This is a genomic window from Rhizobium mesoamericanum STM3625 (assembly GCF_000312665.1).
Lineage (GTDB): Bacteria > Pseudomonadota > Alphaproteobacteria > Rhizobiales > Rhizobiaceae > Rhizobium > Rhizobium mesoamericanum.
Genome location: NZ_HF536772.1, coordinates 366,604 through 387,663 on the forward strand (window position 1 = coordinate 366,604; position 21,060 = coordinate 387,663).

General features: G+C 58.2%; 19 protein-coding genes. 11 read left to right on the top strand and 8 right to left on the bottom strand.

The window, feature by feature from the left end:
* Window positions 1-55 precede the first annotated feature (55 nt).
* Window positions 56-2,299, top strand: coding sequence for a glycoside hydrolase family 2 protein (locus BN77_RS01800; RefSeq protein ID WP_007527863.1), 2,244 nt, complete (start codon window positions 56-58; stop codon window positions 2,297-2,299).
* 39 nt (window positions 2,300-2,338) lie between these two features.
* Here BN77_RS01800 and BN77_RS01805 read toward each other — a convergent pair whose 3' ends face one another.
* From BN77_RS01805 to BN77_RS34600, 5 genes are all read right to left on the bottom strand, one after another.
* Window positions 2,339-2,629, bottom strand: coding sequence for a hypothetical protein (locus tag BN77_RS01805; protein WP_085989846.1), 291 nt, complete (start codon window positions 2,627-2,629; stop codon window positions 2,339-2,341).
* A gap of 100 nt (window positions 2,630-2,729) precedes the next feature.
* Complete coding sequence (locus BN77_RS01810) at window positions 2,730-3,380, bottom strand: L,D-transpeptidase (RefSeq protein ID WP_007527866.1); 651 nt, start codon at window positions 3,378-3,380, stop codon at window positions 2,730-2,732.
* A gap of 44 nt (window positions 3,381-3,424) precedes the next feature.
* Window positions 3,425-4,387: an ABC transporter substrate-binding protein gene (locus BN77_RS01815; protein ID WP_007527868.1), complete on the bottom strand. Its 963-nt coding sequence runs from the start codon at window positions 4,385-4,387 to the stop codon at window positions 3,425-3,427.
* 111 nt (window positions 4,388-4,498) lie between these two features.
* Complete coding sequence (locus tag BN77_RS01820; RefSeq protein WP_040677516.1) at window positions 4,499-5,143, bottom strand: alpha/beta hydrolase family protein; 645 nt, start codon at window positions 5,141-5,143, stop codon at window positions 4,499-4,501.
* 60 nt (window positions 5,144-5,203) lie between these two features.
* Entirely contained in the window at window positions 5,204-5,563 is a 360-nt protein-coding gene (locus BN77_RS34600; RefSeq protein ID WP_244426158.1) for a hypothetical protein, read from the bottom strand.
* A 216-nt stretch (window positions 5,564-5,779) separates the two neighbouring features.
* Between BN77_RS34600 and BN77_RS01830 the strand changes: the two genes are divergently transcribed.
* Both BN77_RS01830 and BN77_RS01835 read left to right on the top strand, forming a co-directional pair.
* Window positions 5,780-7,585 carry a hypothetical protein gene (locus BN77_RS01830; RefSeq protein ID WP_007527875.1) on the top strand — a complete coding sequence of 602 codons (1,806 nt, stop codon included), beginning with the start codon at window positions 5,780-5,782 and terminating at the stop codon, window positions 7,583-7,585.
* Between the two features lie 101 nt (window positions 7,586-7,686).
* Window positions 7,687-8,151 carry a hypothetical protein gene (locus BN77_RS01835; protein ID WP_007527878.1) on the top strand — a complete coding sequence of 155 codons (465 nt, stop codon included), beginning with the start codon at window positions 7,687-7,689 and terminating at the stop codon, window positions 8,149-8,151.
* Window positions 8,152-8,308: 157 nt separating this feature from the next.
* On the opposite strand, the gene BN77_RS01840 is transcribed toward BN77_RS01835, so the two are convergent.
* Genes BN77_RS01840 through BN77_RS01850 form a run of 3 tightly spaced genes read right to left on the bottom strand, consistent with a single transcriptional unit; the run spans window position 8,309 to window position 11,078 of the window.
* Window positions 8,309-9,244 (bottom strand): DUF2950 family protein, encoded by a 936-nt coding sequence (locus BN77_RS01840; RefSeq protein WP_007527880.1) that lies wholly within the window; start codon window positions 9,242-9,244, stop codon window positions 8,309-8,311.
* Window positions 9,245-9,278: 34 nt separating this feature from the next.
* Window positions 9,279-10,724, bottom strand: coding sequence for a DUF3300 domain-containing protein (locus BN77_RS01845; protein WP_040677517.1), 1,446 nt, complete (start codon window positions 10,722-10,724; stop codon window positions 9,279-9,281).
* Between the two features lie 39 nt (window positions 10,725-10,763).
* The gene (locus BN77_RS01850; protein ID WP_007527883.1) at window positions 10,764-11,078 is read right to left on the bottom strand and encodes a hypothetical protein; all 315 of its coding nucleotides are present in this window, start codon (window positions 11,076-11,078) and stop codon (window positions 10,764-10,766) included.
* 438 nt (window positions 11,079-11,516) lie between these two features.
* On the opposite strand from BN77_RS01850, the gene BN77_RS01855 reads away from it, so the two are divergent.
* The 8 genes from BN77_RS01855 to BN77_RS01890 all read left to right on the top strand — a co-directional run.
* Window positions 11,517-11,858: a DUF3302 domain-containing protein gene (locus BN77_RS01855; RefSeq protein WP_007527888.1), complete on the top strand. Its 342-nt coding sequence runs from the start codon at window positions 11,517-11,519 to the stop codon at window positions 11,856-11,858.
* Window positions 11,858-13,015, top strand: coding sequence for an HlyD family secretion protein (locus tag BN77_RS01860; protein ID WP_007527890.1), 1,158 nt, complete (start codon window positions 11,858-11,860; stop codon window positions 13,013-13,015). Before BN77_RS01855 ends, BN77_RS01860 begins: the two co-directional genes overlap by 1 nt.
* Before the next feature lie 87 nt (window positions 13,016-13,102).
* On the top strand, window positions 13,103-14,791 hold the full coding sequence (locus tag BN77_RS01865) for a SulP family inorganic anion transporter (RefSeq protein ID WP_007527892.1): 1,689 nt from the start codon (window positions 13,103-13,105) through the stop codon (window positions 14,789-14,791).
* 34 nt (window positions 14,792-14,825) lie between these two features.
* Window positions 14,826-15,662, top strand: coding sequence for a polyphosphate kinase 2 (ppk2, locus tag BN77_RS01870; RefSeq protein ID WP_007527894.1), 837 nt, complete (start codon window positions 14,826-14,828; stop codon window positions 15,660-15,662).
* 54 nt (window positions 15,663-15,716) lie between these two features.
* Window positions 15,717-16,874 (top strand): AI-2E family transporter, encoded by a 1,158-nt coding sequence (locus BN77_RS01875; protein WP_007527896.1) that lies wholly within the window; start codon window positions 15,717-15,719, stop codon window positions 16,872-16,874.
* A 419-nt stretch (window positions 16,875-17,293) separates the two neighbouring features.
* Window positions 17,294-17,965: a VIT1/CCC1 transporter family protein gene (locus BN77_RS01880; RefSeq protein ID WP_007527898.1), complete on the top strand. Its 672-nt coding sequence runs from the start codon at window positions 17,294-17,296 to the stop codon at window positions 17,963-17,965.
* A 2-nt stretch (window positions 17,966-17,967) separates the two neighbouring features.
* Complete coding sequence (locus BN77_RS01885; protein ID WP_007527900.1) at window positions 17,968-19,917, top strand: adenylate/guanylate cyclase domain-containing protein; 1,950 nt, start codon at window positions 17,968-17,970, stop codon at window positions 19,915-19,917.
* Window positions 19,918-20,141: 224 nt separating this feature from the next.
* On the top strand, window positions 20,142-21,060 hold a 919-nt coding region (locus BN77_RS01890), incomplete at its 3' end, for a YihY/virulence factor BrkB family protein (protein WP_167540357.1).

A 21,060-nucleotide genomic window follows, 5' to 3' on the forward strand; every position in this document is an offset into this window, starting at 1 on the left:
CGCGTCCTTCAGCGCCGCCAATTCGTTCGCAACGCCTTTTTCATGGGAGCCTGAGATGCGTTCTGTCGTATCTTTCAACGAGAGCTGGAGTTTCCACGAGGGTTTCGGCCAACGTCTGCTCGAGGGCTTCGACAGTCCGGCGATCGTCAGTCTGCCGCACACTGCCGTTGAACTGCCGTTCAACTACTTTGACGAGACAAGTTACCAGCGGGCATTCACCTATCAAAAGGTTCTACGCTGGATGCCTGAGTTTGAGGGCCGTGAAGTCTCCCTCGTTTTTGACGCTGCCATGGCCGATGCCGTCGTCTACCTGAACGGCGAAGAGATCATCGCCCACAAGGATGGCTACACACCGTTCGAGGCACGTCTCACCGGCAAGCTGCTGGTGGGCGACAATCTGGTCACGGTAAAAATTGACGGCAGCGAAAACCCTACAATTCCGCCTTTCGGCGGCCGTATCGATTACCTGACCTATGCCGGCATCTACCGGGATGTCTGGCTGAAGGTCACGGACCCCATCTCGGTTGGTAGGCTAAAGATCGAAACCCACAATGTGCCAGCGGAGGAAAAGTCGGCAAGCGTGCGTGTCGATATCGCCAACCCGCAGCAACTGACCTTCCTGGGATCGGTATCGGCATCGCTGAAGGACGGGAACGGGCACGTGCTCGCCACGGCATCCGCAGAAACGACCGGTGAAAATCTGACGCTCGTTCTCGATGGCCTGACCGGCATAAGCCTCTGGGATATCGACAATCCCGCGCTTTATGAAATCACGGTCGAACTGAAAACAAGCCATGGTTCAGACCGCGTCTCGTCACACTTCGGCTTCCGCACCGCCGAGTTTACGACCGAAGGTTTTCTTCTCAACGGGCGGCCGCTGAAGCTGCGTGGTCTCAACCGCCACCAGGCTTTCCCTTATGTCGGCTATGCCGCGGGTAGATCCGCCCAGGAACGCGACGCGGACATCATGAAGTCAGTGCTGAAGTGCAACATCGTCCGCACTTCGCATTATCCGCAGTCGAAATGGTTCCTCGATCGGTGCGATCGCATCGGTCTCCTGGTTTTTGAGGAGATCCCAGGCTGGCAGCATATCGGCGACGCCGATTGGCAGCAGGAATCGATCCGGAACGTCCGACGCATGATCGAACGCGACTGGAATCACCCATCGATCATCATCTGGGGCATTCGAATCAACGAGTCGGAGGACAGCCATGACTTCTACGTCGAAACCAACCGGCTGGCCCGTGAACTCGACCCCACGCGGCAGACCGGCGGTGTCCGCTACATAACGGACAGCGAACTGCTCGAAGACGTCTACACGATGAACGACTTCATCCTCGGCAACGAGGAATTGCCTGGCAACAACCGCCCGCGCACGGCGCTTCGCCCGCAGCAGGAATCGACTGGCCTATCATACAAGGTACCATACATGATCACTGAATATGGTGGACACATGTATCCCACCAAGATCTATGACCAGGAGGCCCGCCAGGCTGAGCACGTGCGCCGGCATCTCGAAGTGCTGAATGCCGCTTATGGCGACCCTTACATCGCGGGTGCGATCGGCTGGTGCATGTTCGACTACAACACCCACAAGGACTTCGGCTCCGGCGACCGCATCTGTTACCATGGCGTCATGGACATGTTCCGCGAGCCGAAGTTTGCAGCCTATGTTTATGCAAGCCAATGCGATCCTTCCGAAGAGATCGTGATGAAGCCGGTTACCTTCTGGGCTCGTGGCGAGCGCAATATCGGTGGGGTGCTGCCGCTGATTGTCCTCACCAACTGCGACGAGATCGAACTGCAATATGGCGCAGTGACGAAGCGGATCGGCCCGGATCGCGAAAACTACCCGCACCTGCCACACCCACCTGTGGTTCTCGACCACCGTCATTTCACGCCTGACGAGCTTGGTACGTGGGGCCTTGAATGGATCGACGGTGAGTTCACCGGCTACATAGACGGCGAACCTGTCGCCAAATTGACGCTTGTCGCCGACCCGCTGCCGACGACACTGCAGGTCGTTGCCGACAGCACAACGCTGAAGGCCCGGGAGCGCGATACCACCCGTGTCGTTATTCGCGCGCTTGACCAGCAGGGGCAACGCCTGCCCTTCATGAACGACAATGTGACCCTGCACGTCGACGGGCCTGCAAGGATTGTCGGACCGGTATCGGTTCCGCTGCAAGGGGGTACGGCGGGCTTCTGGTTGGAGGCGACCGGCTTGACCGGCGCAATCAGCATAAAGGCAAGCTGCAACCGCTTCCCTGCTGTCAAGATCGAACTGACGTCGGTTTGAGTGTATTGGCGGCGTGCCCGATCCGGCAAGGGCGTGCCATCACCCGGACTGCGCTGGTTGCACCGACCGCACCGTGCCGTTGTTATCGACGACACACGAGAACTTCTTGCCGCCTGCATCGAGGTCGACGCCAAAGGTTCCATCGGGCAACCGGCGAGAGGCCGTCGGCAATACCTTGGCGTTCGGACCGGCAATACCGGCCGCCGAATTGGCGCAAAGCAGTTGCAGATCCGCAGGCGCGGTCTGCAGCGTTGTCCGCGCCATGCTTTCAGGTGCAGGCGGTGTCGGCGTACAGGCGCTGAGCAGCGCGAGGCTTGTCATTGCCGCCATCATCCGGCCGATCGAAATCTTCTTCGCGGTGTTTTTCCACAAAACCGTGTCCCCCGACGCGTGTGATTTGTTCCCTATCCGGCGCGGAGCCGGCCCATACTCAGACGCCTTTGTAGAGTGCAGCCCCCTGCATCAGCACGATCACCTTCGCGCCGATCTTGATCCGTGACGCAAGGTCCACAATGTCGTCATTGTTCATGCGGATGCAGCCAGAAGACACATCAAGACCAATGGTCCAGGGCTCTGCGGTCCCGTGGATACGATAGATGGTGTCCTGGTCGCCTTCGTAGAGGTAGAGCGCCCTGGCACCCAAAGGATTTTCCGGACCGCCCGGCATTCCGGCGGCCCATTTGGCCGCGTTCGGATCGCGGGCCACCATTTCGGCCGGCGGAGTCCAGGTCGGCCATTCCGCTGTCCGGCCAACACGCACGATACCGGCCCACCCGAAGCCCTCCCGTCCGACGCCGATGCCGTAGCGGATAGCCTGTCCGCCCGGCTGAACGAGGTAGAGGAAATGCTGGTTCCCGTCGATGATAATCGTGCCGGGCGGCTCTGCCGTTCTGAACGTGACGGTCTGCATTCGAAATGCTTCCGGCGCCTGGTTGTTGCGCGCGTAGTATTGGCGGGCCTTTTTCTTGTCGTAGTTCACCCAGGTATGGGTCTTGGGATCGTAGATCTGCGTTTGCGCCCAAGCCGCGAGGGGACCGAGGAACGCTGCTGCCGCAAGCAACGCCAAGACCAGCTTGCGCATTTGCTTAGCCTCCTTCGTCTTCACTGGAGATTTGCAGCTTGCCGTCATTTCTTCGCCCACCCGTCGACGCGCTTCGCATTGTCAGCGACCCATTTTTTCGCGTAGTCGAGCGGCGGTACGCGGTCGACTACGAGCGCATAGCTCATCGCGGTCGCCTCCTCTGGCGTCAGATCGACCTTCTCCAGGAACGCTGCGATATCAGGATGTTTCTTCGCAAAGGCCGCCGCATAGCCAATGCGGAAATTGGCGGCATCCCAAGCGGTTGATGCCGAGGATTTGGTGATCCAAAGCGGGTCGCTTGGAGCGACGAGCTTCCATTTGCGGGCATCATGTGGCGGCTCGGCAAGGCGAACGATCTTGTGCAAGTCAAAGATGAAGTGTGGCGCGTAGCAGGCAAAGACCAGAGGCTGGTTCGTCGCGATCGCGATGTCCAGCCCAGCCAGCGCGACTTCCTCTTCCGATTCGACCAGCGTCAGGTTCTGGGCATAGCCGTAGGTATTGGCCCGCACCCGCTCGATGCCTGTCGAGGCCCATGTTGGCGCGCCGAGCCACATCTCACCCCTGCCATCACCGTCAGTATCCAGAATTTTCGTCTTTTCCGGATCCTTGAGGTCGGCGATCGAATTTAGGCCCTTCTCGGCGGCAGCCGGCGTCGCGCAGATGCCCTGCCATGCCGGCACGCCATGCTTGGCGAGAACCACCACGCCCTTCTCGGTGACAAAGGTCTTGATGACGTCCTCAAGATTGGGCTGCCAGACCTCCGGTTGGATGTCGACAGTGCCATTCTCCATGCCATTGAAGGCAAGGAGCGTCCCAAGCTCCTTCACATCGGCATTGAGCCCGAACTCCTTGGCGATGCTGACCTTGAGAATATTTGCCGTTGCCTGCCCCGAGGGCCAGTTCGGCATTGCAATCACGAGATCGGCGGCAAAGACCGCGCTGCTGATCGTAACCGCTGCCGCAAAGACGAATGAGAAGATCCCTGAAAATGCTACGCACTTCATCATGCCTGCCCCCAAACATGTGAGAAAGGATCGCAGAAATGCACGTCACAGCTTGCAGGCGAACATGCATAAAGCGCTTACGTCCGTCAAGTCGTACTGACGTTCGCTTGTGGCCTACTGAGGGCAGTTGTCGTCCACCCAAGCCCTGGCTCGCGCGGCCATCGTTGCGAGGTGATCAGAGATGGAGAAGCCGGAGATTTTCTTGCGCGGAGCAAGGTCGTGATCGCCGTCTTCAAGCCAAAGAACTGATATCGCGGAAGAAAGTGGATAGCTCGACACCTCTTCACGCGTTCCAAATTCATCGCGCGTCCCTTGGCAGATAAGGGTCGGTGTGCGCAGATTTTCCAGGTGCGCCGTGCGCAGCTGTTGTGGCTTGCCAGGCGGATGAAAGGGATAGCCGAGGCACAACAAACCGCAGATCGCGCCTTGCTCGTAAAGGTCGTCGGCGATCATGCTCGCCACTCTTCCCCCCATGGATTTACCGCCGATAAACAACGGCCCCGAAGTCGCGAGCGCCTTCACTGCCTCCCGATATTCGGGAATCAGCGTTTCGGCCTTGGGCGGTGGCTTTCGCTCGCCGGACGCGCGGCGCGCAGCCATGTAAGCGAATTCAAAACGCGCGACGCGGATCCCCTTTGCAGCGAGCGCGTCTGCGGCAGCTGTCATGGACTTTGAGTCCATCGGGGCGCCGGCACCATGCGCAAGTAGGATAGTGGCTGAAAAATTGGTCGGGCCGATGATCAGAAAGGTCTCGCTCATTGCGATGTCATAGCGCAACAGGCGAAATCTCACCATATCGCATGAGCGAGTTGATATCAGTCAGTGGAATTTCGGCATGTCGGGAAGCGCCGAGAATTCTTCGCTGATCATTTCGCTGATGGCAACCAAGATCTCTTTGCGCGAAAAACCCGACCACTCGAGTTGCTGGATCATTTGGTCGAGGTCCAACTCGAGTTGACCGCGACAGCACGCCACCCGATCGGCAGAAACGAGGAGAATTTCTTCAAGAATCAGCATCGCTTCGCTCCTATTTAGGGAAGCAACCGGCGACCACGCTAAATGTTCCAACAGCAACCTGCGACATTCCTGCTTCGCAGCCGCAAGATAAACATACAAACCTGTCGAGATATGCACTGAAACTCTGCACCAGACCTTTTGTAAGGCGAATCTTGATGCCATCAGCGCGGGCCCTCTCGCGACGAAACCAGGCGCGAGTGCTGCGCTCCCCCGGCGACCCGAGGGTTTACTCGCAGAAACCTTTGCGTCGCAAGTTCAACAAGTCGCCAGCCTTGAGCGGCCAACGATTTATATTGCAACCACCTGAATTAAAAGCTCTAATATATAGTTACATGCAATACGAGACTGAGCGACACGAACAGTCTGAGGGCGCCTGCAATGCAAAGTTCGCGAGCAAGCAGGGATGGGGCTGCCAATCCCACGGTCAAAGAAGTACGTGACCAAATCGAGCGCATCCTTTCCAGTGGCGAGTTTCATGCCCCCGATCGAGGCCGGCGATTTCTCGAGTTCATCGTCGAGGAAACCCTTTCAGGCCGCGCTGACTACCTGAAAGCATACACGATTGCCCAAGAGGTCTTCGCGCGGGATACCTCTTTCGACGCTCAGAACGATCCGGTCGTCAGAATCGAGGCAGGCCGAATCCGCAGGGCGCTCGAACGCTACTATCTGGTGGCCGGCTCCGCAGACAACGTTGTCATTACGATACCGAAAGGCGGCTATGTGCCATCCTTCGACTACGCCGAAGGCCCAGGTGATCCCGCCCTTCAAGCGACATCCGATCCGGGCCCGCCTCTCTCACCGGGACTGACCGCCGAACCGGCGCCTATAGCCGTACGACCCGCCGCCCCCCGCCAGTTGAGCCGGTTCTGGTATGCAATACCCACGTCTCTGGTGATTGTCGGGATCGCCAGCTTCCTCCATACGCCGCTATTTTCCGTTATTACTACTTCGCCCCTGCCCGCATCTGCTGTTTCAAGTGACACAGAGCTACCCAGGATCATCGTAGAGCGATTCCAAAGCGTTCCCGGAAAGAATGCCTCGGCAGATATCGCGCAAGGCCTCACGGACGAAGTCGTTGGTCAACTCACAAAGTTCAAGGAGATCCTCGTAATTGCCCCTGGCGTAGGACAGGAATCCGACACGCGGGGGCCGCAGTTCGCGCTACAAGGGGGCGTTCGCCTAGAAGACGACATAGTGCGACTGATCGCACGGCTAGTCCGCAAGGCCGATGGCGCGGTTCTCTGGGCAAACAACTACGACGCCGACCTTCGCGATCGGAACTTGCTTGAAGTGGAAGCCGACGTCGCGCAAAGCATCGCGACTGCTGTTGCGCAGCCATATGGCGTCATCTTTCAACCTTATGCCAGGGGCGGTGCGAAGCCCGATAGCGGAGATTGGGAGGCCAACGCATGCGCACTCTCGTACTATGCGTACCGGGCCGAGCTCGATCCGCGGAAGCATGCCGCCGTGCGAGATTGTCTGGAGAGGGCGACCAAGCGACTTCCGACCTATTCTACCTATTGGGCCCTTCTTTCGCTGACCTATCTCGATGAGGTGAGGTTCCAATATAAGCTTAGAGCGGAGTCGCCGCGTCCGCTTGCGCTCGCGGTCGATGCTGCCAAGCGAGCCGTGGACCTGGACCCACAGAACGCGCGCGGATTGCAGGCATTGATGTTGGCCAACTTCTTCAGCAACGATGTTAACGCCGCGCTGAGGGCGGGGGCTGCCGCTTATGCCATCAATCCGAACGATACGGAAGTTGCAGGCGAATACGGCTTTCGGCTTGCAATGTCCGGGCATTGGGAAACAGGCTGTGAACTGATCTCCAGTGCCATCAGCCGCAATCCTGGTCCCAGAGGATATTACGAGGTCGGTATGGCATTGTGCGCCTATATGAGAGGAGAAAACCAGGCAGCCGAACTCTGGGCTCGCATGGCGGACTTGAAGTATAATCCTATGCATCATCTCGTTTTGCTGGCGGTTCTTGGCGCGTCAGGTAAGCTTGATGAGGCACACCGCGAGCAGGATTGGCTACGCACGAATGCTCCGCTACTTCTCGAAAACATCCGCGAGGAAGTGGCTTTGCGCCTCCACCGGCCACAAGACCAGGAGCATTTCCTTGATGGGCTCAAAGCCTCCGGCGTCGCGATCCCTCCTGTCGATGGCATGATCGGCAGCCGATAGTCCGCGCGTAATATACCGTATGCTACCCTATCCGACGCGTATTTTACTGCCGTAACGATCGTACTCACCTTATCCTTTGGAAAACTTTGGAGGACATGGCGATGACTGCAAGCGAGACGACACCTCAGTCGATGACCAGTGCCGAAGACCTGCGCAAGCGCGCGCTTGAACTTCAACTCGCGGAGATGGAACGCGACGAAAAGATCAAGGCCCGCGAGGCCCAGAAACATTCTGAGTTCATCGAGGATTTTTTTCAGAAGCACATCAGCGAGACAGAGCGCGCGGTCATCAAACGCCTAGTGACGAAGGCCGCGGCGGACGGAAAATACGAGGCAATGGTATACAGCTTCCCGTCTAGCCTCTGCTCGGACAGCGGTCGAGCCATCAACAACAACCTGCCCGGCTGGCAGAATACCCTGCAGGGGAAGGCGAAGGAACTCTACGATCTGTTCGAAACGCTCGCCAAGCCCCAGGGCTACGGGCTGAAGGCGATGATCATCAATTTCCCTGGAGGCATTCCCGGCGACGTCGGTTTCTTCCTGACCTGGGAGCCGCCCGTCGAGTAACGCGAGCGCAAGCGAGTCAGAGATCGATTTACCCGATCGTGAGGACCAAACGTTGGCCTCGGCCTTCCGGCTGCCCCGACTTCATGCGGAACGATCACGACAAAAGCCGCGCATTTCCGCGCGGCTTCTTCTGCCCCATTTGTAGAGTCCCTCGATATCAATCACGGACGACAGTCCAGTTGTCGTCTGGGTTAAACTCTTTTATCGCTGCAGCGCTCTGCTCCGTCTGCGGTCCAAGGTCCCGCTGATAAATGATATTAGCACCGTTGACGATGAAGGTTTGGACCCCGGTCACACGATACTTGACCGGCCAGGCGATCAGCGCGAAACCACCTGTCATGTTGCCGTTGACGATATAACTCTGCTTTCCGCCGATCACGTTGGCGCCCTGGCCCGTCAGGATGCGATAGCGGTAGCCATAGTAGCCTTCGCCGTGCTTCGCCTTGCTGAAGGCCGCCGTTTCGATCAGAGGTCCCGCCGGACTTTCCTCTCCAAAAGCGCCGGGCTCCCAATATAGACCATCGCGTTTCCCCGGGCTGCTGATCAACTTCTGTGCGAATTCGTAGAGACCGTCTTCGTCCTCATCTATTTGCGCGTAGGTGTATTGGGCGTTCACATAGTCGTGCATGGTTTGGATCGTAGAGAGTTCGTTCTGACCGACGCGCCGATTGACAATCTCCTGCAGGCCGACTTCCCTATCGAATGCCCATTTGCCCTCCTTGTTTTTCGAAAGGGGAAATGGCAGCGGCCACAGGAGATCACCGACCAGCACCACCTTACGATCGTTGAGGTCCTGCAACCGCAGTTGCCGTGCGGCACCCTCGCGGATTGCGCCGTAGCTCATCATGGCCTCGTTGCTGGATCGCAGCTTGGCCGCATTCAGACCGAGAAGGCTAGCCAAGCCATCAACGTCATTGGCGCTCAACACGGTCTTCAGGCGTTCAATCGCTGCCGACGGGTCATCAAATGACGGCGGCGTCCCAGCCTCGAACTCATGAAGATCTGTCTGGGTTTGCGATATCGATGGGGCTGCCCACGCCAGGGAGAGAGCCGTTCCGAGCACCAGCGGGATCAATTTCAACTGTGGTCTCATGCTTTATCTCCGGAAATCTGAATAGCTGAACACCCTATCGCCGGCCGCCACCGCCACGACCACCGCCACCTCGACCGCCGCCGCCTCGACCGCCGCCGCCGTGCGGCATCGGGCGGGAGCGTTGAGCGGAGGGACGTGGGCCGCCGCGTTGCCCGCCTCCCATGCTCTGTCCGCCTCGCTTGGAAGCCACTGCTTCTCGCCGGCCAGATTGCACATTGCCGAGGGCACTTGGCTGGCGTGGACGATTGTCAGCCCGCGCCGCCATCTTCGGTGCAGCTGGCTTGTTCTTGACTGCCGGCTTCGATGGACGATTGGCAGCGTTGCCCGGTCGGTTGGCTCCGCTCCCTGGGCGGGCATCCGCGCGGTTGGCAATATTGCCTGGTCGGGTATCCGGGCGAGATACGCCCGGGCGGTCAGCGGCAGCGTTGCCCGCTCTCGGATTTCCCTTCAGGCCCTCCGCCGTGCTCTTGCGGATGTCGTCAGCGCGAGCGCTAACATTTCTGGCTCCCTCGCCGCGGTTCGCCTGCCGCTCGCCCACCTTGTTCTGGAGTCGGTTTCGATTGTCTGACTGCAGACTGGATTTGATTGCCGAGCGATCGATGTTGGCGAGTTGATTCCTGTCGATATTCAGCTTGCTGCGATCGACCTTCGTCCAGTCGACATCGTTCCAGTTGACCTTGCCGTTGAAATTTCGGTCGTTGAAGCAGTTGTTGCAGTCGATATCGAGATCACCGCCCCAATTGCCACCCCAGACACCCCAATCGTCCCAGTTGACGATGGCTGCCCAGGCGACACCGGTCACCGCCGCGGCGAAGAACCCCGCCCCAGGATAATAATAGTTGTCGTAATAGTCTGGATAGTACGAGATTGGCTCAACCGTATAACCCGGTTCGTAAAGCATCTCGGGAGGATACTGCGGAATGTACACCTTCTCCGGGTCGGTCGGACGAATGACGATGTTCTCGTTTTCCGTGACAACCGTGACCTTGTCGTCCGTTTTGATGATGTTCTTCGCGACAGCTTCGTCGCGAAGCTGCTGGATAGCGATCAACACGTCCTTTTGCTGATTGTTCAGCGCGTCCGCGAGCAATTGGGTCCAATCGAGATCATCGCTCATCATCTTGACAATTTCGGGATAGTTCAGGAGCGAGATAACACTGCCATCCCAATCGTCTTTTGGTTTGAGATTGGCATCTTTCTTCTTGGCCTCCAAGAAGCGCTGAGCTTCGATGATCTGCAGCGGAAACAGCGATGCTGCCGAAACGGCCGCCACGAGCTCATCCGGATAAAGCGCGATGCGGGCAACAAGCACTTCGAGTTCATCCTCCGAGAGGAGATCCGATTCCGGTTTTGTCGTCTCTGTCGAAGCAGGTTTCGGTGTAGGAGTTGCTGTCTGTGAATACGCCGGTGGTCCGGGATGCATGGAAATGATTGCCAGGACCGAAAGCCCCGCAAGCAACCTGAAGGATCTCGCTTTCATCATGCATCGACCTCCGAAAAAAATAACTTGAATGAATGCTTACCGCGGCTTGGGCCTTGCCTCGCTCCACCGCTTGAGCATGACTATTTTCGATTGGGAGAGCGCATCGCCGATTTCCGCGACGAGCGCATCAACCAGGCTCGCGTACTCCTGCCGCCGCGTCTCTCTGACATTGTCCGGAAGATACTCGACACGCGCCAAAGTCTCGGCGGCGGCAGCGAGGTCTTCGCACATGCTGCGGAACGTTTCGTTTATTTGGAAGAGCTGGCGTACCCTCCCTGCCTGCTCAGGGAACCGCGCCTCGGTAATCTCGAGGGCGGACGAGTGTGTCGAATTGCTTTCTCCCGACGTCATGCCGCCCCCCGCTGCCATATTCGCGTCAAGCAGATTGAGGTATTGTATTACAGCGACTTAGGATGAAGACGTAACATACGCGAACTTACGCGTGACGACGCTGAATTGGCAGCAGATCCATCCATTTTCGGCATGCGCGTTGGCGTTCGCCTGCGACCGAGATTTCCCAGGAGCCGAGAATAGCCGGGCCCACTGCAAGCTGGCGAGACCATTCTCCAATCGCGATGACAATGAATCCACGGCAGTTCCCATCTGAGGCGTGACACATGCGCTGGCGCTGGCGCTAACCGTCAGTTTCTTAAAATCCGAATTGCCGGCCGGACTACGCGTCAATCGATAGATATTACGTGATGCTACGGGCGTTTGAGCCCGGCCCGGTCTACTATTTCCTTCTCGACTACGACCGGACGGCTCAGTAACGGCCGAAAAGGAGTGACCGTGTTTCTCGACTATTTTGCACTCGGCGTGTTGATCTTCGTCGTGGTCACGCTGTTCTACGCGGTGATCGCGATTCACGACATCCCGCATCTGATCGCCAAGGCCAGAAACCATCCGCACCAGGACGCCATCCACGTTGCCGGATGGGTAAGTCTGTTCACGCTACACGTCATCTGGCCCTTCCTTTTCATCTGGGCCACGCTCTACCGCGAGGATCGCGGCTGGGGCATCCGCACGGATGGTAAGCTCTCGGCGGAGGCCGAAGCCAACGCTGAAATTGCGCGTCTCCACGCACGGATCGCAGAACTTGAGATGCCAACGGCAGAGAAGGAGCAAGTCTGATGGAATTACTCCTGATGCTGACCTATGCGGCGTTTTGCTTCGCGATCTTCAAGCTGTTCAGGATACCGGTGAACCAGTGGTCGCTTGCGACGGCTGTTCTTGGCGGCATATTCATCATTGCCGGGCTGGTGCTGCTCATGAGCTACAACCATCCGTACTCCAGCGATGGACGCATTTATTTTACCTCGGCTCCAGTCATCCCTGTCGTTGGAGGTCAGGTCATCGAGGTGCCGGTCACACCGAACGCTCCGTTGAAAAAGGGCGACGTGCTCTTCAAGATCGATCCCCGCCCCTATCAGTATACGCTCGATCAGAAAAAGGCGTCTCTTGCCGAAGCAAAGCAGACCGTCTTGCAGCTGAAGGCTGCTCTTGACGCCGCCAATTCCGCCGTCACCGGTGCGGAAGCGTCAAGGGATCGCTCACTGCAGGCCTTCGAGAAGTTCCAAGCATCGAATGAAAATGCAAAATCCAGCGGTAGAGGCGCTGTCTACTCGGAACTCGAAGTCGAGAACCGACGCGGCATCTACCTGACGTCCGAGGCCGCCGTCGACACGGCTCGTGCTCAGGCGGCGCAAGCAAAGCTCGCCTATGAGTCCGAAATAAACGGAACAAACCCCACGGTCGCTCGGCTCGAGGCCGAGTTGGCAAACGCGCAGTATGAGCTCGACCAGACGACTGTGCGCGCGCCGAGCGACGGATACGTGACGCAGGTTTTCCTACGTCCCGGCATGATGGCTAATCCCCTGCCCTTGCGACCGGTGATGGTCTTCATCAACAGCGAGGATAGGATGCTGGCTGCCGCCTTCATTCAGAACTCGCTCCAGCGCGTGAGAGTCGGCGACGAGGCCGAGGTCGCGTTCAAAGCGGTGCCCGGCAAGATCTTCAAGGCGCGTGTCCAGGAAGTCATCGACGTCATGGCCCAAGGGCAATTACAGCCGGGCGGCGCCCTGATCGATCCGCAGGCGCCCGAACGCGTATCACCGGGGCAGACACTCGCACGGATCGAAATCCTGGAGAACACCGACGCATACCAACTGCCCGGCGGTGTGGTCGCTGAGGTAGCGGTCTACACACATTACTTTCACCATGTCGCTATCCTGCGGAAGGTCCTGCTGCGTATGAGCAGTTGGATGAACTACGTCTTCCTCGAACACTGAAACGCATCAGCAATTTCCGGCCGCTACTTGGGTGCGGCGGCCGGACAAGCTTGGAGATCAACCAGGAGAGAGCAAAGGGAGCCCGAGGTGATAGGCAGCATACCAGTGTTGCGGGGCCTGGCCGGTTTCAACAAGGACTGGCTTCGTAGCGATATCCCTGCCGGGTTGTCGATCGCCGCTGTTGGTTTGCCGAGCGCCATCGCTTATCCGGCGATTGCCGGCTTGCCGCCGGAAACCGGCATCTATGCAAGCATCGCCGCTCCGATCGCCTATGCAATCTTCGGCCCATCCCGCCTCCTGATTGTCGGCCCAGATGCCGCCACGATGACGGTGCTGGCGGCCGCGATGGGCGCCATCATTGCGGCCGATCCGGCCGCGGCGAACATCGACCGCGTTGCTATCGCATCGGCGCTCGCCCTTGGGGTCGGCGTGTTCTGCATCTTGGCAAAACTGCTGCGGCTCGGCGTCCTAGCGAGTTTCCTGTCACGTCCAATCCTGGTCGGCTTCTTTGCCGGGGTGTCTCTGTCCATTCTCGTTGGGCAGATCAGCCGCTTCACAGGTGTAAAGATTGAATCCGACGGTCTCCTTGCGCCGGTCGTCGAGATTCTGCGCAAGGCCGCCTTGATCCACTGGCCGTCACTTCTATTCGGCCTCTCCATGTTCGCACTGCTTTGGATTGTGAAGGCGTTCGACCTTAAAATTCCAGGTCCTGTGCTCGTGGTTGTTATTTCCGTCGTTCTCTCGGCGCTCTTCGACTTCCGCGGATACGGCATGGCCGTCGTAGGCGATATCCCAAGCGGCTTCCCAAGCTTTTCCCTGCCAGCAGTCCATCGGATGGCGCTCGATCAGCTGGTGCTTGGTTCGGCTGTGATCTTTCTGGTGAGCTTCGGCGCCGGCATCGTAACCGCGCGAAGCTTTGGATCGCGCACCGGTGAAGATGTCGACGCGAACCAGGAACTGATCGGCCTCGGCGCAGCCAACATTGCACCAGGCCTATTCGGTTCATTTCCGATCAGTATGTCGGACTCGAGAACCGCCATAAATCTATCGACCGGCGGCGTCTCTCAATTGGCGGGACTGGTCTCCGCCGCCACACTGGTTGCAGCTCTTGTATTCCTCCACAGCGCCCTGCGGATCCTGCCGATCCCCGCACTCGCCGCTATCCTTGCAGCCGCGGCCATCAGCCTCATCGACATTCAGGAGCTCAAGAAAATATGGCGCATCAGCCGCATGGAGTTCGTCTTTTCGCTTATCGCCATGTGGGGGGCGATCAGCTTCGGCGTCCTCAACGGCGTGGTCGTTGCCGTTGCCGCTACCTTCGTTTACCTCCTGCACAAGACAATGTTTCCGCGTGACGGCCTGCTTGGGCACATTGAAGGTCGGCACGGTTTCTTCGACCTCGCCCGTTTCCCGGAAGCTCGGCCTGTCGAAGGCGCTGCCGTCTTCGCGATCCAGGGTAACATCCTGTTCTACAACGCCGACTATGTACGCACGCGACTAACAACGGTTGCTAGGGAACTCGCCCCCCGAACGAAGTGCTTCGTTCTCGACGCCAGCGCGATCACGCACGTGGACAGCACCGGCGCCGTCGCACTCGATACCGTGGCCGACACCCTGGCGAAACGAGACATCGTCTTTGCCATCGCCGACCTCAGCCAGGAAAGCCGAGGCATCCTTGAGCGTGCCGGAGTGATCAAGAAGATCGGCACCCACAATCTTTTCAATGGTCGGGAAGAGGCGTTGCGCGCGCTGATAGGAAAATCAGCAGAACAGTGAAAATCCACAGCGACATAAGACAATGGAGGGAACGATGGACGAAGCATACGATCCGAAACAAGTGGCTCCAACGGAACGCAAGGGCAAGCAAAAGAAGGCCAAGTCCTGGGACTACAACAAGGAGATCAAGCGGCTGCAGATCGAACTCGCGCATCTGCAGGCATGGGTAAAGAAATCGGGCGCACGGATTGTTATCATCTTCGAAGGCCGTGATGCCGCCGGCAAAGGCGGCATGATCAAGAGGATAACGGAGAAGGTCAGTCCCCGAGTGTTCCGCGTCGTGGCTTTGCCTGCGCCAACCGATCGCGAGAAATCCCAAATCTACATGCAGCGCTATATTGCACATTTGCCGGCAGCCGGCGAGGTCGTGATCTTCGACCGCAGTTGGTACAACCGGGCAGGGGTCGACCGCGTCATGGGATTTGCCAGCGAAAAGAAAGCCCACCGCTTCCTCGAACTGGCACCCCGCTTCGAGGCGGCAATCGTCGAAAGCGGCGTCATTCTGCTGAAGTATTTCCTGACCGTCAGCGAGGAGGAGCAGGAGCGCCGCTTCAAGCGCCGCATCGATGACCCGGTTAGGCAGTGGAAGCTCAGCCCCATGGACGTCGAATCGTACCAGCGCTGGTGGGACTATACACGGGCCTATGACGAGATGCTGCGAATGACCGACAGCAACCACGCACCATGGTGGCTCGTGCCGTCCGACGACAAGGAGCGCGCCCGGATAAACTGCATCTCGCACATTCTGCAGTCGATCCCCTACGAACGCGTGAAGTTCGACGCACCGGATCTCGGCAAACGCCAGAAGCGGCCATCGAACTATGTTGAGGATCAGAGCGTCAGACACGTCGTGCCGGAAACGACACGATGAAGCAGGATCCGTTCTAGCACCCCTTATGGAAACCAGCGGGATAGGCATAGGGCGATGGAAAAACCAACGAGCGGGACTACGCTGCAAGCCGGCCCCGCGCAGATCTCGGTAGAAGCAAGGGTCAGCGACCTGGTGCGGATCGGCATCATTGGGCTGTTTGCCTACTGGAGCCTGCAACTGGTTGCGCCATTCGCGCTGATCATCATCTGGTCCGCAATCCTTGCTGTAGCCCTCTTCCCGATGTTCGACGCCTTGTCCAGGCTGCTGGGAGATCGGCCAGCGCTTTCGGCAGCCGTTATTGTCATCGCATGCCTTGTGCTCATCATTGCACCGTTGGCGCTTGTCGCAGTCAATTTTGCCGATGCCGTCCAGGCCCTCGTCAGTCAGTTGAAGACCGACAATTTCACGCTGCCGGCCGCGCCGGAAGCGATACGTGGCTGGCCGGTGGTTGGCGAGCGCCTCTATGCCGGCTGGAACCAGATCGCAAGCAATCTCGCTGCGACGATCATGAAATTCCAGGCACCTCTTCGTGAAATCATGGGCGTCGTTCTCGCCAAGCTGGCTTCGATCGGAGGCGGGGTGTTGAGCTTCGTCGCTTCCATCATTCTCTCCGGCATCCTCCTCACCATGTCTCCTCGCCTCGCGGCAACGGTCCAGGTACTTGCAAGCCGCATCGGCGGCGAGAGGGGTGTCGGTTTTGCGCGGCTGGCCGGGTCAACGGTTCGTAACGTCTCGCGTGGCGTCATTGGCGTGGCCCTCCTTCAGACGCTGCTCTGCGCCCTATGCTTCGCGTTTTTCGACATTCCGGCACGCGGCGCCTTGACCTTCCTCGTGTTCATGCTCTGCCTGATGCAGCTCGGCCCTGGCCTCGTTCTTGTGCCAGCCATCATCTGGGCATGGTTCTCCTGGCAGACATCGTTGGCATTTGCCTTTACGGTCGTAGCAATCCCGATCACGGTCGTGGACAATGTCTTGAAGCCGATCTTGATGTCCCGAGGGCTATCGACTCCGATGCCGGTGATCCTTATTGGCGTCATCGGCGGAACCCTCTCGCATGGCCTACTTGGTCTGTTTTTGGGGCCGATCGTCCTAAGCGTTTTCTATGAACTGCTGCGAGCCTGGGCTTGGCCTTCCACACCGCCAGAGTCAATCGCTGCGACCTTGCCGCTCGACGATAGGAAAAAGAATGTCGAAGACGCAGCACCCGGTTGATCGCCAGCTGGATTTTCTCACGTATGTCGCGTCGGGCGTCGTTGCACATGTCAGCAACGCAGCTGCTTCCCGCATCGCATCGCCCGTCACCATACACACCGCTTCCTCCTCGCTATCGTGGCAAAGCCCCAGATATCCGAGGATCAGCGTATCGTCGGCGGGGCTTACCGCACGAAAGCGTTCAAGCGCAGAGACAGCTAGATCATAGGATCCGAAAACGTGGTTCAGCTCTCGCTCGCTGGAAAAGCGAGCAAGTGACGAACGTCGGGAACCCTTCAGTATCAGTTTCTTAAGCCCGCGCTCTCGACTCATCGATTGCCTCCGGGCTCCAGCGTATTTTAGTGTTTCAATATGTAACGGTTAAAGTGTTGGATCGCTGCATTTGAAGAATTCAACAGCCGCCAAGGAACAGGCATTTGATGGAAACGAGCAGGCCCCGCATCGCGGATGTCATTGATCCGGGCGATGCTCTCGGCGAAGTCCTCTTCGGGCTGATCATGGCACTGACATTCACGGTGGGCTCGCGGCTGGTTTTCACCGAACAGGGCCTTAACGTCAGGGAACTAATTGTCGCGACGATCGGCTGTAACCTGGCATGGGGCATCATCGATGCCGTACTGTTCGTGCTGGGAACAGTTTTCTACAAAAGCCGGCGCGCGCGCCTCTTCCGGCAGATCAAGGCGGCCAAGAGCGAGCAGGAGGCGATATCCGCACTCAAGAGGGAATTTCCGATCGACGGCGAACCACTTGCTTCCGCTGCGGCAGATGAAGAGGCGCTGTACCAAGCCTTGCTGAAATTAACAGGGCGCGCAAGCGCTGCCAAGGTTCGTCTCTCGAGAGACGACTTTCTCGCTGCTTTTATTGTTTTTCTCTTGGTGTCTGTGACATCGCTGCCCGCGGTCATACCGTTCTTCATGATCGATAGTGTCGAGCTTGCCCTGCGAGCCAGCAACGTTCTGCTGATTTCCCTACTCTTCATGACGGGCTGTGCCTGGGCGCGCTTTTCCGACGCGAAACCGCTCAATGCTGGTATAACAATGACCTGCCTTGGCCTAGTGCTCGTCGGCATCGCAATTGCTCTCGGGGGCTGAGTATGGATCATACCATCAAGCCATCGCCCACGATGGGAACGATGAAACCAGCGCACTGGGCGTTTCCGCTGCGTTTGCATCTAAGCGTCATCATTGTCGGGTTGTTGGCCTGCACGGCACTGCCGCTGGTGTGGATGGCATATAGCCAAGGCAAGGTGACCGCCCTTTCCACTGGCGAAGCACAAATGCGTCAGCTCGGCTTGCGCACCATCGAGGACTACCGCGATGTCTTTACCGGTGGATATGCCGCGATCGAGATGACCTCTGCCGTTCCGCAAATGCTTACGTCGCCTCCCCAGGATCTGGCGGCGAAGCAGAACCTTCTGCTGCACGCACTGAAGTCGTCCTTCCGTATAGACGGAGTCTATGCCGGTTATGGGGACGGAACGTACATACAAGCCACCAACATCGCGGCGAATCCGACTTGGCGCGAAACCCTGGATGCGCCAGCCGACGCCGCGTTCGCCGTTCGTACAATCACCAAGGTCATCGGCATTCCAGTGACCACTTGGACGTTCTTCGACAAGGACAACCACCTTGTCGCTCGACGCGCCGACCGGGACGATGTCTTTGACCCCCGCTCCCGGCCCTGGTACAGCGCTACGCTCTTAGAGGGACGGACGACGTCGGTCGGCCCCTATATTTCCGCCGCGACCGGCTACCTCACGCTAACGTTTGCTACGCCCGCGGATGGAGAGGGCCGAGTCGTTGTTGGCGCCGACGTGATGCTGTTGACACTGGGGGAGGTTCTCGATGTCAGCACGATCTCGAAACAGGCGCATGGCTATGTCTTCGATAACGCCGGCCGCCTGATCGCGCATTCCGACCCCGCATTTATGGCGAAGCTGCGCGATAGCATACGTCGCGGGAGGGCTCTGTCCGCCACAGACATCGCGGGGGCGGACCCAGCCGTCCCGGCCGTCACGAACCTGGCGCAAGGCCGTCGGTTGCCGGATGGTGATGTCATGCGCTTTTCGGTGGATGGCCGCGAGTATTTGGCCCAGAGCTTCCATGCGGAAGTGGCCGGTATGCTGAAAGGCTACACGGTGGTCATCGCAGCACCACTCGACGACCTGGTCGGTCCGGTCGAACGAACGCTGCGACGTAATCTCGTTGCTGCGGCTGCCTTCCTGACCGCCGGCGCAATTGCCGCGATCATCGTCTCCCGATTGATCAGCCGGTCGCTCTACGCATTGGCCGACGAGGCAAGGCAATTGGGCAACCTGGATTTCAGACAAAGCCGCGTTTCGTACTCCTGGATATCCGAGGTCAACGCCCTCGGGAAAGCCCTCGGGTCCGCCCGCGATACCATCCGAACGTTCTCGCTCTATGTGCCGCGCGAACTGGTCCGCAGGATTGTCATCGCTGGCCAATCGGCCATCGGTTCCGCCTCGCGGCAGGAGATCACCGTCCTCTTCACCGACATTCGCGAGTTCACAACGATCTCCGAGCGACATTCTCCCGAAGATGTCGTGGCCCTGCTTTCCACCTATTTCGAAGCCCTCAATCTGATTGTGGAACGCCATGGCGGCACCATCGTGCAATATATCGGCGACTCTGTTTTCGCGATGTGGAACGCACCCGTTCGGGACGAGCGGCATGTCGAAAACGCCTGCCGTTGCGCCTTGTCAATGAAAGCAGCGATCGACACGATGAACGCTTCCAATCGCGCCGCCGGCCGACCCGAACTTGTCACCCGCTTCGGCCTGCATACCGGCCCAGCAGTTGTAGGCAGTGTCGGTGCCGAGACCCGCCGGCAATACACCGCCATCGGCGACACCGTGAACATCGCCTCGCGGCTGGAGGGCCTCAATCGTGACTATGGGACCTCAATCCTTGTTAGCAACGCTATACGCGAGGCAGTACGGGACAGCTTCAACTTAACGCCCATCGGAACCGTGAGTGTCAGAGGCCGCACAGGCCAGACGGAACTCTACGAGCTCAGAAATTGAAACGTCGCTGCCTTAACGCAACGCCCCACCCCAAGATCGTTAGACTATAGACTAGCGCCTTCGAGGCGAACTTCCGAGCCTATGGTGTACGCAACGAGGCCACAGTAAGATGGTGCTTTCACCCCTTGGGAGCTGCATCGGCCGATGCGAGTGCTCGACCTGACCGCGGCGTCAATGGCTTACACCATCTTGTACGCAACAGCCTGTTACGTGGGAGTGGCAATATGCGGACTCGATCGATCTTCACCAACTTATCTTTTGCAGTTACGGTGGGGGTCGCGACCTATCTGACAGCGAGCCAGTTTGATAGCGGTGTGCGCCGCACAGCCGGCAAAGTTCACGGAACGTCGCGATCCAAGCAAGCTTCAGAGACTTATAAGTTGCATGGAATTAAAGTTGCGCGATGGCTGCCAATATTGAGCCAAACATTTGTAAGCACGCGGGATGACCGCATCTTGTCAGTCGCCGCTGGCGTGACATTCTACGGATTGCTGGCACTCTTTCCTACCATCGCGGCAATCCTGTCGGTCTACGGGTTGATTGCAGAATCCCAACAATTGACCGAGGTATTAAGGGCGGTCGACGGAGCTCTGCCGACCGCTGGGGTTGAATTCCTGCGCAAAAGAATTGAGCGTATCGGCAACGACCAAGAGTCAACGCTTAGCTTTGCGCTTATCATCTCTGTAGTGTTGGCGCTCTGGAGTGCCAATAGGGGTATGAAGGCGCTATTTGAGGGGTTGAACGTCGCCTATGGCGCGATTGAGAGGCGAACTCTCCTTCGACTGAATATCATTTCTATGATTTTCACGGTCGGGCTATTCTTTTTTTTGATAGTTGCAATCCTTGGCGTCGCGGCCGTCCCGCTTATGCTCAACGTCGACGAGCTTGACGGGACAGATTTTTTGTTGGTCTGGATTGGGCGTTGGCCCGTTGTATTTTTCATACTGTTGATGAGCTTAGAGGTTCTCTACAAATTTGGCCCAAGTCCGACAGGTACTCGTTGGGCGTGGATTAGCCCAGGCGCGCTTCTCGCCAGTCTAGTTTGGCTGCTCGGATCATTTCTATTTTCGACTTTCTTGGCGAACTTTCAGGACTACGACAGAACATTTGGCACGCTTGGCGCGGTCGACATCCTGCTTGTCT

Coding starts and splice junctions, on each gene's coding strand:
- BN77_RS01800 (WP_007527863.1), top strand. CDS start 56: ATGCGTTCTGTCGTATCTTTCAACGAGAGCTGGAGTTTCCACGAGGGT.
- BN77_RS01805 (WP_085989846.1), bottom strand. CDS start 2,629: ATGGCGGCAATGACAAGCCTCGCGCTGCTCAGCGCCTGTACGCCGACA.
- BN77_RS01810 (WP_007527866.1), bottom strand. CDS start 3,380: ATGCGCAAGCTGGTCTTGGCGTTGCTTGCGGCAGCAGCGTTCCTCGGT.
- BN77_RS01815 (WP_007527868.1), bottom strand. CDS start 4,387: ATGATGAAGTGCGTAGCATTTTCAGGGATCTTCTCATTCGTCTTTGCG.
- BN77_RS01820 (WP_040677516.1), bottom strand. CDS start 5,143: ATGAGCGAGACCTTTCTGATCATCGGCCCGACCAATTTTTCAGCCACT.
- BN77_RS34600 (WP_244426158.1), bottom strand. CDS start 5,563: ATGGCATCAAGATTCGCCTTACAAAAGGTCTGGTGCAGAGTTTCAGTG.
- BN77_RS01830 (WP_007527875.1), top strand. CDS start 5,780: ATGCAAAGTTCGCGAGCAAGCAGGGATGGGGCTGCCAATCCCACGGTC.
- BN77_RS01835 (WP_007527878.1), top strand. CDS start 7,687: ATGACTGCAAGCGAGACGACACCTCAGTCGATGACCAGTGCCGAAGAC.
- BN77_RS01840 (WP_007527880.1), bottom strand. CDS start 9,244: ATGAGACCACAGTTGAAATTGATCCCGCTGGTGCTCGGAACGGCTCTC.
- BN77_RS01845 (WP_040677517.1), bottom strand. CDS start 10,724: ATGAAAGCGAGATCCTTCAGGTTGCTTGCGGGGCTTTCGGTCCTGGCA.
- BN77_RS01850 (WP_007527883.1), bottom strand. CDS start 11,078: ATGACGTCGGGAGAAAGCAATTCGACACACTCGTCCGCCCTCGAGATT.
- BN77_RS01860 (WP_007527890.1), top strand. CDS start 11,858: ATGGAATTACTCCTGATGCTGACCTATGCGGCGTTTTGCTTCGCGATC.
- ppk2 (WP_007527894.1), top strand. CDS start 14,826: ATGGACGAAGCATACGATCCGAAACAAGTGGCTCCAACGGAACGCAAG.
- BN77_RS01875 (WP_007527896.1), top strand. CDS start 15,717: ATGGAAAAACCAACGAGCGGGACTACGCTGCAAGCCGGCCCCGCGCAG.
- BN77_RS01880 (WP_007527898.1), top strand. CDS start 17,294: ATGGAAACGAGCAGGCCCCGCATCGCGGATGTCATTGATCCGGGCGAT.
- BN77_RS01885 (WP_007527900.1), top strand. CDS start 17,968: ATGGATCATACCATCAAGCCATCGCCCACGATGGGAACGATGAAACCA.